Genomic DNA, 12,592 nt, shown 5'->3' on the forward strand with positions numbered 1-12,592 from the left:
TACTATATTTTATTAGATAGGGATTTGTAATACTCAAGTCTGTTTTGAAACTCAATTTATCCAGACCTTCAAGGTTGCTACTATTCCTGTTTTTTGTGCTGTGATTGATAAATGCCTAAAGTAAATTTGGTGTATGGTTTATATAATATTTTATGTTGATAAGGACAGTGATCCATGATATAATGAACCCAAAATTTCAATATTCTTTCGTATTAGTTGATGTTTTAATTCACGGTATAATTATTCATGGGAGTTATGTTAAATAAACTACTTTATAAATGTATTTTGCGTTTCATTAATAAGATTTATAAATTAAAAAAAATTGATATATTCAAAAATTGGTTGTACGTATCTATTATCCCTAGTGGTTGTTTTGTGTTCTGGACAACCATTACCTCTGAAGAACAATCTTAATTATACCTACCATGTAAAAAAAGCGCAAACGGAAATTATTATTGACGGCATATTAAATGAAAAAGATTGGTTGAGTGCACAAAAGGCTACTGACTTCTATAAGGTTTTGCCAATAGATACGGGATATGCAACGCAACCATCTGAAATCATGGTAACATATGACAGTGAAAATTTTTACATCGCCGTTACTTTTTTTGATACTATCCCCGGCAAAAGGGTAATGGAATCTTTTCGAAGGGATTTTTCTTTTGGCAAGAACGATAATTTCCTTGTTTTTATTGATCCTTTTCTGGATCAAACTACCGGATTTTCATTTGGTGTCTCAGCTTCGGGGGCACAGTGGGATGGTACTATGTCCAATGGTTCAAGCGTCAGTCTGGATTGGGATTGTAAATGGATATCAGAAACAAAGCACTACAGGGACCGGTGGGTGTCGGAAATGAGTATCCCCTTCAAATCAATAAACTATCCTGCAGGGAGTAAAGAATGGAATGTTAACTTTAGTAGGCTCGATCTAAAATCAAATGAAAAATCCGCCTGGGCACCTGTTCCACGTCAATTTCCAACTGCGTCTTTGTCTCATACAGGAGCGCTGGTTTTTGAGACTATTTTACCTGAGCCAAAAGTGCAGTTGTCAGTAATACCCTATGTATTCGGAAGTTATTCTCAGGATGATATTCTTGATAAAAAAGGGGACTATGAAGCTGATTTTGGCTTTGATGCAAAACTGGGGATATCATCTGCAATGAATTTGGATCTCACGTACAATCCTGATTTTGCTCAGGTTGAGGTCGATCAACAAATTACAAATATCGATCGCTTTGAATTGTTCTTTCCAGAGAGAAGGCAATTTTTTCTGGTGAATAGTGATCTCTTTTCCGGATATGGTGAATCAGCCACCACACCTTTTTTTACCAGAAGAATCGGTCTGGATGCTCCGGTCATTGGGGGAGTAAGGTTAAGCGGCAAAATTGGCAATGACGTTAGAGTCGGTTTGATGAATATGACTACGAAAGAGACGGGAGACCATCTCTCACGTAATTATACGGTTGCAACAGCTCAGAAAAAGGTATTTGCCAGATCTAATGTTGGATTTATTTTTGTCAATAAGGAGTTCCTGAATCAACCAGATTCTTTAGATTTGTTCAACAGGGTTATAGGGTTGGACTATAATCTAGCCAGCAACGATAATCTTTGGAATGGTAAATTTTATTACCATCGTTCCTTTCAACCCGGAAATCCCGGAAATCAATATTCTCAAGGGGCTCGACTTAGCTATAAAGTCAAAAATATCCAGGTGGAGTTGCTTCAAGCGTCTGTGGGGAAAAATTACAATGCGGAAGTAGGGTTTGTTCGGCGCACAGGCTACCATCTCATTAGTCCTGCCGTAACTTACTTGTTTGTCCCTAATAAAAGAATTGTTAGTCACGGTCCGCAATTGATGAGTGAAAATTACTTTTCGGAGGATTTTGATCGGATTGAGCAAAATAATTCACTTATGTATAGTTTGGTTTTTCGGGATCGTTCGGAATTTAGTGTGGGATATGAACATAGTTTTGTGGAATTGAATAGAGATTTTGATCCCACTCAACGGAGTGAATTTTTTCTACCGGGAGGGACAAATTATACATACGGTAAGTTCCTGGCTTCATATGTGTCGACGGCAAAGACTTCTTTGAATTGGGCTGCAGAGACTGGTGTTGGGAATTTTTATAACGGAGAAATTCGATATTTAAATGGTACAATAGGTTATCGCATCCAACCTTTTGTCAATATGTCTATGAATGTTAATTATACAGATATTGATTTGCCCGATCCATTTATTAGAAGAAATTTTTGGTTGTTGGGTCCTAAATTTGATGTGACTTTTACTGATCAAATATTTTGGACTCTTTTTGTGCAATACAACGAACAGATAGACAATGTCAATATTAATATGCGATTTCAATGGAGGTATCAGCCTGTTTCGGATATATTTTTAGTGTATACGGATAATTATGTGATTGATGGATTTGAGTCGCGAAATAAAGCGCTCGTCTTTAAAATGACTTATTGGATTAATTAAACCAGAAGAAGATTTGAATTAATTGAATAGTTGGAGGTAAAACTTCTGTCATTTTTTCAACACCAATTTTTTTTAAAAGTATTATTCCTGAATTAAATAGCATTTTATAGTATAAGATGTTAATGTGTAGTGCGTCCAAATCAAAAAGGGGGTAACTGTATCCCACCTATGCTTTCATTTTTTACTAACTTCGAATTTCAATCAAATTATTTGAAAAAATGAAAAAAATTCTTGCACTATATTTTCTTATTGGTTTTGCGTTATCTGTTTCTGGGCAAAATTCTTCTGAGCAGCGGCCGAATATAATATTTATTCTCACAGATGATCAGCGCTGGGACGCGCTGGGATACGCTGGTAATGAACTCGCCCATACCCCGGAAATGGATAAACTGGCCAGTGAAGGAGTGTATTTTAAAAACGCTATGGTTTCGACACCGATTTGTGCGGCGAGCAGAGCGACAATATTGACAGGATTATACGAGCGTACCCACAGATATGATTTCCAGACCAGCAGTTTGAAAGGAGAATTTATGGAACTATCGTATCCAAAAATTATGCGGGAAGCTGGTTACCGCACTGGTTTTTATGGGAAATTGGGAGTTCGGACTAATTTGACAAATGATTTGTTTGACGATTATGAAGTCTATGATCGCAATGGCGCATTCAAAGATCGAAGAGGATATTACTATAAGACCCTGGATGGTGATTCCGTACACCTTACGAGATATACCGGACAAAAAGCATTGGACTTTATTGATGAGGTAAACACTGACCAACCCTTTAATTTAAATTTAAGTTTTAGTGCCCCCCATGCACACGATCCTGCCGAAGACCAATATTTTTGGCAAGAGGAAAGTAACGAAATACTTTCAAATACAAATGTGCCAGAACCAAGTCTGGGAGATGACAAATATTTTGAAGCATTACCAAAAATAGTTCGGGAAGGGTTTAATCGGACCCGTTGGTATTGGCGTTATGATACTCCGGAAAAATACCAGCATAGTGTCAAGGGATACCACAGGATGATTGCGGGAATAGACAGGGAAATTGCCAAAATCCGAAAGAAACTGGAAGAAAAAGGAATTGCAGATAATACGGTTATTATTCTGATGGGCGACAACGGGTATTTTCTGGGAGAGCGCCAATTGGCTGGAAAATGGTTGATGTACGACAATTCTGTTCGTGTCCCCTTAATCATTTTTGACCCCCGCCACAAAGAACATAAGGATATTGATGAAATGGCATTGAATGTAGATGTTCCGTCTACTATTCTCGATTTTGCCGGATTATCAAGTCCTGAACATTGGCAGGGGAAAAGCCTGGTTCCCGTTATCAAATCCAGTAATTATCAATTTGACAGAGACACGGTCCTAATTGAGCATTTATGGGATTTTGAAAATATACCCCCTAGTGAAGGCGTAAGAACACATGATTGGAAGTACCTCAGATATGTAAATGATCAGTCTATTGAGGAATTGTATAACCTCAAGGACGATCCAAAGGAAATAAATAATTTGGCGGGTAACCCACAGTACCAAGAAGTGATGGAAGATCTGAGAAAAGCCTGTAATCGCCTGGGCAATCAATATAAAGATCCGACTACAAATGTGCCACAAAATCTCATGGTTGAATTTATTCGGAAACCTTCTAATGTGGAAGTATTGGATTCAAAACCCGAATATAACTGGCAATTTGCTAGTGAAAATAATTACCAGGAAGGGTATCAAATTCTGGTTGCATCTTCCAAAGATAATTTAGACCGTAATATTGGTGATGTTTGGGATACAGGTGAGGTGCGTTCTTCAGAGACCTATAACATAGAGCATAAAGGAAAGCCACTTAAAAGTGGCCATGCGTATTTCTGGAAAGTGCGTGTGTGGTCTAAGTACAATCGACTGGGAGAATATTCCAAACCCCAAAAATTTTCGATCGCTGCATACCCCTCTGGTATAACAACCTCTAATTTCTTTCAGATTGATAAAGTTTTACCCGTTTCAATAAAGACCTTATCCAATGAACAACATCTAATTGATTTTGGAAAAGCTGCTTTTGGAACAGTGGAGTTTACGTATCAGACGAACAGGGCAAAGACTTTGACATTCCGGTTGGGAGAGCAGCTGAAAGATGGGAAAGTAAATGCTGAACCTCAGGGTAATATACGATTTCAGGAAGTGGAAGTCAATGTAGTCCCGGATCAAACTGAATATCTGGTCGAATTGATTCCGAATAAAAGAAATACACTACCTGTAGCGGTACCCCTTCCGGATTCTTTTCCGGTTGTTCTTCCTTTTCGATATTGTGAGGTACAGGGTGTATCTGAATTTGAAATTGCGGATATGGATTTTAAGCAGTTAGCTTATCACACCTACTTAGATGAAGGAACCAGTAGTTTTTCAAGTTCGGATACCATATTGAATCAAATTTGGGATTTGTGTAAATACAGTATCAAAGCCACTTCTTTTGCAGGACTGTATGTAGATGGTGACCGGGAAAGAATACCCTATGAAGCAGATGCTTATATCAATCAATTGAGCCATTATGCAGTAGATAGTGAATATCCCATTGCCAGAAGGACAATAGAATATTTTATGAAGAACCCCACCTGGCCTACGGAATGGCAATTGCATGTAGCTTTGATGGTCTATGAAGATTATATGTATACTGGGAATACGGAAATTATTGAACGCTATTATGAAGAACTTAAGCATAAATCTCTTCTTGAATTAGCCGGGGAGGATGGATTGATTAGTTCTGAAAGGGCTACGCCGGAGTTTATGAAAAAACTGGGTTTCAAAGATCCCGATGCAAAGTTGAGAGATATAGTTGATTGGCCGCCTGCCCAAAAAGATACGGGATGGGAATTGGCGACAGAAGAAGGGGAGAGAGATGGCTATGTATTTAGGCCTATTAATACGGTAGTTAATAGTTTTTACTGCCAGAATATGAAGATTATGGCAGTATTTGCCAGGTTATTGAAAAAGCCGCATGAAGCGCTGGAATTTGAATTAGCGGCTGCCAAAGGGATTTCCTCCCTAAATAAAAAATTATTTGATAGCAGTAGAGGCGTTTATATTGATGGCGAAGGCACTGGTCATGCCTCACTTCATGCAAACATGCTACCGTTAGCTTTTAATTTGGTTCCGGAAGAATACCAATCTTCAGTGGTAGAATTTATCAAATCCCGTGGAATGGCCTGTAGTGTTTACGGAGCGCAATATTTGATGGACGGATTGTACAACGCAGGTGAAGAAGATTATGCACTTGAATTAATGACTTCGACAGGGGACAGAAGCTGGTGGAATATGATTGAAATTGGTTCCACTATTACCCTCGAAGCCTGGGATATGAAATACAAACCAAACGCGGATTGGAATCATGCATGGGGAGCTGTTCCGGGGAATACAATAGCTCGGAAAATGTGGGGGATTGTACCGAAAACGCCTGGAGGTAGTTTGATTTCCATTGCTCCACAGTTGAGTGATTTAGAAAGATCATTTATTGAAGTTCCTTTTTTGACTGGTATTGTATCTGCCAAATACGAGAAAGTCAATAATCGCTATGAGAAGTACGAAATTGATTTACCGGCAAATGTTTCTGCTGAATTCCAGTTGAAAAGCGGGACAAACCAGTCAGTAACGGTCAATGGGGAATATGTGAACACTTCTTTTCGTTCGGTGAGGTTGTCTCCGGGAAAGAATTCTATTGAAATTAGAATCAGTTCTTTTTAGTACAATGATCTTGGTTAATGTGATGTGCATGTGACTGATTGTTTTGATTTTACTTCAAAAAATGGGATTGAATTTTTTGGAATTCCTTCTTCTGGAAAGACATTCTACAATGTTCTTTGGATAAGTTTCAATTGAACAGTTGAAGTGACTAAGTAATGTGTAGATATAGGTAAATACGTATTAATGATGGGATTATATCGGTTTTATTACTGTCACGAAGGGGAAAAGAGGCGTAGCCTCGATTCATATTCTAACCTCGTGCGAGGCCGTCAGGCCAGCGCGAGGTTTCGAACTTAAAGATATTTAGTGCCGTGGGCACGACTCATTTTCAGATCAGCTCATGAAACAGATAGTCTTCATTATATTCGATCTGGAACGCATTTAATATGCTTTTATACTCCTCTTTGAAACTTCGTTTCTGATGGTGCCTTTCTTGGTTTTGAATGTAATGATACACCTTGTCATCCAATGATTGGTGATAGCTAAATGCCCCGTATCCCCTTTGCCATTCAAATCTTGTTCGCAACCATTCCTGATCATTGATCCATTTAGATGATTTGGCTTTTACAGTTTGCATGACTTTCGATAATGACAGTGTTGGTTTCAGGCGAAAAAAACAGTGGACATGGTCTTCGACTCCATTGGCAACGATACATTTACAATCGGTATCATTTATCAGGGTCCCTATAACGCCCAATAACGAGCTTTTCCAGTAAGGGTGAATCATAGCTTTTCTGTATTTTATCGCAAAAATGGCTTGAATGTAGACTTGTGTATAAGTATTTGCCATTACGCTTTATTTTTGTTACCTATATAAAATAAAATTTTTTTGGGATAGTAAAATCGTTCACTCCTATGGAGTTCAGGTAAATATCTTTCTCATAACCGCGAGTTAAAACCCGCGGTTATAAAACAAACCACTCCTACGGAGTTTTGTCATACTTTGCTTAAAATTCGTACACAAAGGTTTACTATTATACTTCTACAATTTTCTAGTAAGAATGTGTTTGTTTTTAAAGGGATCTTCTGTTTTGTGCTGTTTTATAACGACTAAAATTCATATATTGGTAGTAAATAAGATTTAAGTACTATATGAAAGGTTTCAAGCTTGCATTACTTTGGTTGGTATTGAATTCATGTAGCAATTCCAATGATGTAAAAGTGGATAACCATCTTCCTGGTACGACCTTTTCCCAGTCTATTATTATCGATACCATTGCCATGGAACCGGAAATTATCAATCCCATGTCTTTGGCTCTAGCAGAAAATGGAGATATTTTCGTTTCGCTTTCTCATACGTACAGATATGGGGAAGAAGGTGCTCCCGTAGAGGAGATTACAAATCCTATTAAAAGAATACGTTTGGATAAAAAGGGAAAGATCAAAGAAATTGATATTGTAGCTGATGGATTTGAAGATCCTGTTTTGGGATTGGATGTATTCGAAGGTAAACTATATGCCACTAACAGGGATATAGTTTTTTCGATGGATATCGATGAGAATGGAAGCAGGGCAACCAACAGGCAAATTTTAGTAAAGGATTCGGCCGATTCGTGGAATCCCTTTGGCCTATATAGGGTGAAAGTGGGTCCGGATAATAAATTGTGGATTGCAACGGCTGACCATCCGGTTAGTAAACCAGTCACACTAAGAGGTGTCGACGGGAAGGTTGTCAGGTTAAGTGGGCAAAGCGGAGGAATGGTCCGGTGTAATTTGGATGGCTCGGGACTTGAAAAAATTGTGGAAGGGTTAAGGGCTCCTTACGCTTTTGATATTGATCCCTGGGGGCATGTATGGATGATTTCAAATGGAGAGGGCAGTCCTAATATTTACCTGGATGTTATACCCGGAATGGACTATGGTTATGCATCGCGGGATGTGACTTTTAATTGGTTAGCAGGTAAGACGGAATTATCTCCTCCAGTATATGAAATGGGGAATGGTGCTAATACGACCGCATTTCATTATTACAGCTCTATGTTTCATAAAAATTATTGGGGTAATATTATGGTATCTAATTGGGGAAGCCATGGGTACAATCCCAATAACAGATTGATCCGACTTTTTGAAAGGGATTCTTTAGGAGATTTGGGAATAGGGGAGCGAGATTCTGCATTTTTTACTATGTTCGGAGATACACTTTTTCGACCGACAAGTATAGAATATGCTCCTGATGGCGGCCTATATCTTAGTGATTGGCATAGCAGGGATGATGAAAGTAACAATATGGGTAGAATATATAAATTTTCTACCAGGGAAAATGCAGTTGGAGAAACGGGAGTATTCAATATTGATTTTGACAATAGTGAGCATGCAAAATTAATCACTCTTTTAAATGCTTCGAATCACAGCATTCGAGAAAGAGCCGCTAAAGTATTATGTAATGAATTTTCAAATAGTATAGCAGATGCTTTGGGGAATTTAGCTGCGGAGGGCACGTCATTTGGCGCGGCTGAAAGTATTTGGGTATTGAGTAGGGTGAATACGTTCGAGGCTTATAAAGCAATGAAAAACGGCATGATGCATCGGGACGGAAAAGTACGGGCCCATTGCCTTAGGCAGTTGAGGCAAATGGCTGGACAGGATTTGAAAGGAGGAACGTATAAAAATACTTCATTACATGAAAGGTCCGGATTCCTTGAAGATCATTATAAATTTGTAAATAACTTCCATGTGGATGACGATCCGGAGGTGCGAATAGAAGCTGCTTTGGCCCTACCTGATTCACGTAAAGTAATGGATATATTTTCTGAAAACATAGGTAGTATTAGTGATAGAAGATTAAAGTATCTGATTGGGAATTATATAGGACGTCATGGACATAATAATATCCTTCTTGTTAAGAATCTTTTCGAATCAGATTCTAAAAAGGCTCAAGAGATTGCCTTAATAGCGATTGAAACTGCACTGGACAAAAACGAAGCCTTAAAAGGTGTTGTATCAAAATGGGAATTACCAAAAATATTTCGGGAAAACAAAGGAGAATTATTGAAAGAACAATTAATTAGTGGGCATACTATTTCTTCTAATATTGAGAAAATTGAAGTACTTAAGGTTTTAAATAACAAATCAATTTCAGATCCTTCGCTATTTGAATTTCTAGAAGAATGTTTGCAAAGTGAAAATGATGAAATATTAATTCAATCAATCAGGATTCTAAAGGAGAATAAGTTGAGTGATAATGGTAAATCTCAACTGATTGATCTTTCCTTAAATAATGATAATAACCTGGTACGAATTGAAAGCATTTCTGCATTGGCAAAAAATTATCAGGATGAGGATATAGGTCACTGGAAGAAGTTAGTAAATGATCCTTCAAAGGATATTTCTATAAGTACGATCAGGGCTATGTCGGAGTTGTTCCAAAATGCCAAATCAAAGAAACTGATTCAAAGTCTTATCAATAATACTATTAAAAAAGATGCAGAACTTAAAGAAGAAACTTTACTGTTAATGGGTGATGATTTGGATGAACAAATCGAAAGTGATAATAAAAATATAGAACTCGAAGTACAAAATAAAATACAAAGTGCTTCTGCTGTGAGAGGAGAATATCTATTTCATTCACGGGAAGGTCTATGCAGTACCTGTCATTCGCTTGAACGAGATGTGAAAACCAAACTTGTTGGGCCTAACCTCACGGCCATCGGTAATTCCGTAAGTGAAAAATACCTGATAGAGTCAGTTTTATTTCCGAGTAAGGATGTTAAAACAGGATATCAATTGGAGACTGTTTATACCCGGGATGGAAAATCGTATACAGGACAAACCGAAATGGGTGAAAATACGTTAAACATTCATATTTTTAATTCTGACCCCGTTGAGCTGGAGCTCAATGATATCCAGCGTAGAGTTAAAAATAAAATGTCGTTGATGCCAGGAGGATATGGAATAAAATTTACTCCTTTAGAAATCGCTGATATAATTTCTTATCTTTTAACTTTAAAAGGGTAATAAATAGTAAAATAATATGATAACGCATTCTGTATTTTTCAAATTGAAACATTTGGAAGGCTCCAGGGAAGAAGCAGGATTTTTTAAGGAGGTAGAAAAGTTAAGGTCGATACCTAATATTATGTCATTTTCTTATGTTGATGAAATCAGTCCAAAGAATGAGTTCCGATATGGATTGGTGCTGACCTTCGATAATCAGGATGACTACGAATTTTATAATAACCACCCGGATCACCAGAGATTCGTTGAAAATATTTGGATCTCCCAGGTGGCTGATTTCCTTGAGATAGATTATGAATTGAAAGATATGGGTTGACGATGGACTGGAAGGTAGTTTTTATTACAGGAGCAGCAAATGGGATTGGTCTGGATATGGTCAGGGGGTTTTGTAAGTCTGGTTACAAAGTCAAGATGATTGATATCAATCAGGATTTACTGATTCAGCGCGAAAGGGAATTGAAAGAGAAAGGCTTTCACGTAAGCATTGATTTTTGTGATGTGACAGATGAACATAGTGTTAAAGAAAAAATTGAGTCAACGATTGATAAATACGGAAAAATTGATGTTCTGGTAAACAATGCAGGGATTCAGCATGTCGCACTAATTGAGGATTTTTCTACCCAAAAATTTAAGCAACTACTTGATGTAATGGTAACAGGTGCCTTCATTACCACAAAACATGTATTCCCTGGAATGAAGAAAAATAATTTTGGTAGAATAATCAATATGTCATCCATTAATGGCCTCATCGGCTTCGCGGGTAAATCCGCTTATAATAGTGCAAAACACGGGTTAATTGGACTCACAAAAGTGGCCGCCCTGGAAGGGGCTAATTTCGGCATTACCGCTAATGCAATTTGCCCGGGGTATATTGATACAGATATGGTACGGGGCCAATTGGAAGATCTTGCCAAAACACGAAATATTAGTTTACATCAAGTGCTGGAGCAAATCATTTATCCCCTGGTTCCACAAAAGAGATTGATTCCCGTGTCGGAAGTGACCCAACTGGCACTTTATCTTGCGTCCGAGAAAACTTCATCAATAACAGGACAATCTATGGTCATTGACGGTGGCTATACCGTCCAATAAATTTATATATAATGATATCAAGGAGGAAATTTATAAATCATTTGTCAGCAGCAGGTTTAGTATTTTCTGCCGGCCCGGAATTTTGGCGTTTTATTCAAAAGAATAATTTCCCTGTCCGTGCTATTACCAGGGGACCTAATTACCACTGGTTTGGGTATTATGATAAACTACAATTTAGTGCAGATAATAGATATGCGCTGGGTATGGAAGTAGATTTTGAAATGCGTTCTCCATCCAGTAAGGATATTGTAAAGTTGGGATATATCGACTTACAAGATAATGATACATGGACAGAAATTGGACAAAGCAGGTCCTGGGGGTGGCAACAGGGATGTATGCTTCAATGGGTTCCGGGATCAAGTTCGAAAGTGATTTGGAATGATCGCAGAGGGAAGGATTTTGTCTCAATTGTAAAAGATATTCATTCGGGAGAAGAAAAAGTACTACCCAGAGCTATTTATACTTTGAGCCCCGACGGTAAAACCGCGATTGGGACGGACTTCTCCAGGATACAGAATTACAGGAAAGGATATGGATACCCCGGTGGCCGGGACCCCTATAAAGATCAAAATGCTCCTGCGGAATCGGGAATATATAAAATAGATCTAAAAACGGGAGCGGAAGAACTATTGTTCTCTTACCAACAAATTGCCAATATACCCAATCAGGGAGAGGATCTCTCGGGGAAATGGCATTATTTTAACCATTTACTTATTAGCCCTGACAGTAGGAGATTTATTTTTCTCAATAGGTGGCGGGAATCAGCTATTCCCGATGATGTACTCAACAATCCCGAACAATACAATAAAATTCGGGGCAGGTATTCTACGCGGATGTTTACCGCGGGAATAGATGGCCGGGATATTTATCTTCTTGATCCTTCAGGTAAAACCTCGCACTTTATTTGGAAAGACCCCAATCACATAACGGCCTGGACTACACCAAATGGAAGGGAATCCGGGTTCTATGAACTTCGGGACCAATCAGAAACCATTCGAAAAGTGGGGGAAGGAATTATGATCCACAATGGCCATAATACTTTTTTACCGGGAACTCGTAAAGAATGGATCCTTAATGATACGTATCCCTTAGGGGATAAACGGGAACAAATTCCATATATTTATAATGAAGAATCAAATATAAGAATTGACCTCGGAAGATTTCATGAACCCAGGGAGTATAACGGTGAATGGCGTTGCGATACTCATCCCCGTTCAAGTAATGATGGGAATTTGGTTTGTATTGACTCTACCCATGGAGGTAACGGTAGACAAATGTATTTAATTGATATAAGTGGTTTGGATTTATAATTGATTCTGTAATTATTTTTTGGTGAATA

Annotated in this window: 7 protein-coding genes; 6 read left to right on the forward strand and 1 reads right to left on the reverse strand. The window is 38.1% G+C overall.

The window, feature by feature from the left end; genetic code table 11:
* Positions 1 to 322 precede the first annotated feature (322 nt).
* Both LVD47_RS21035 and LVD47_RS21040 read left to right on the forward strand, forming a co-directional pair.
* On the forward strand, positions 323 to 2,479 hold the full coding sequence (locus tag LVD47_RS21035; RefSeq protein WP_236980410.1) for a DUF5916 domain-containing protein: 2,157 nt from the start codon (positions 323 to 325) through the stop codon (positions 2,477 to 2,479).
* A 218-nt stretch (positions 2,480 to 2,697) separates the two neighbouring features.
* Complete coding sequence (locus LVD47_RS21040; RefSeq protein WP_236980412.1) at positions 2,698 to 6,207, forward strand: family 78 glycoside hydrolase catalytic domain; 3,510 nt, start codon at positions 2,698 to 2,700, stop codon at positions 6,205 to 6,207.
* Between the two features lie 328 nt (positions 6,208 to 6,535).
* Here LVD47_RS21040 and tnpA read toward each other — a convergent pair whose 3' ends face one another.
* Entirely contained in the window at positions 6,536 to 6,997 is a 462-nt protein-coding gene (gene tnpA, locus LVD47_RS21045; protein WP_236980413.1) for an IS200/IS605 family transposase, read from the reverse strand.
* Positions 6,998 to 7,299: 302 nt separating this feature from the next.
* Between tnpA and LVD47_RS21050 the strand changes: the two genes are divergently transcribed.
* The 4 genes from LVD47_RS21050 to LVD47_RS21065 are packed head-to-tail and all read left to right on the forward strand — an operon-like array spanning position 7,300 to position 12,563.
* Positions 7,300 to 10,161: a DUF7133 domain-containing protein gene (locus tag LVD47_RS21050; protein WP_236980415.1), complete on the forward strand. Its 2,862-nt coding sequence runs from the start codon at positions 7,300 to 7,302 to the stop codon at positions 10,159 to 10,161.
* Positions 10,162 to 10,177: 16 nt separating this feature from the next.
* Positions 10,178 to 10,477 carry a Dabb family protein gene (locus LVD47_RS21055; protein ID WP_236980418.1) on the forward strand — a complete coding sequence of 100 codons (300 nt, stop codon included), beginning with the start codon at positions 10,178 to 10,180 and terminating at the stop codon, positions 10,475 to 10,477.
* A gap of 2 nt (positions 10,478 to 10,479) precedes the next feature.
* On the forward strand, positions 10,480 to 11,253 hold the full coding sequence (locus LVD47_RS21060; RefSeq protein ID WP_236980420.1) for a 3-hydroxybutyrate dehydrogenase: 774 nt from the start codon (positions 10,480 to 10,482) through the stop codon (positions 11,251 to 11,253).
* An 11-nt stretch (positions 11,254 to 11,264) separates the two neighbouring features.
* Positions 11,265 to 12,563, forward strand: coding sequence for a hypothetical protein (locus tag LVD47_RS21065; protein ID WP_236980422.1), 1,299 nt, complete (start codon positions 11,265 to 11,267; stop codon positions 12,561 to 12,563).
* The last annotated feature ends 29 nt before the right edge of the window (positions 12,564 to 12,592 follow it).

The organism is Membranihabitans maritimus, from assembly GCF_021729145.1.
GTDB classification, from domain to species: domain Bacteria; phylum Bacteroidota; class Bacteroidia; order Chitinophagales; family Saprospiraceae; genus Membranihabitans; species Membranihabitans maritimus.

Excerpts from the sequence above, each read along its gene's own strand:
- LVD47_RS21060 (WP_236980420.1), top strand. The coding sequence starts at position 10,480 with ATGGACTGGAAGGTAGTTTTTATTACAGGAGCAGCAAATGGGATTGGT.
- tnpA (WP_236980413.1), bottom strand. The coding sequence starts at position 6,997 with ATGGCAAATACTTATACACAAGTCTACATTCAAGCCATTTTTGCGATA.
- LVD47_RS21040 (WP_236980412.1), top strand. The coding sequence starts at position 2,698 with ATGAAAAAAATTCTTGCACTATATTTTCTTATTGGTTTTGCGTTATCT.
- LVD47_RS21050 (WP_236980415.1), top strand. The coding sequence starts at position 7,300 with ATGAAAGGTTTCAAGCTTGCATTACTTTGGTTGGTATTGAATTCATGT.
- LVD47_RS21055 (WP_236980418.1), top strand. The coding sequence starts at position 10,178 with ATGATAACGCATTCTGTATTTTTCAAATTGAAACATTTGGAAGGCTCC.
- LVD47_RS21065 (WP_236980422.1), top strand. The coding sequence starts at position 11,265 with ATGATATCAAGGAGGAAATTTATAAATCATTTGTCAGCAGCAGGTTTA.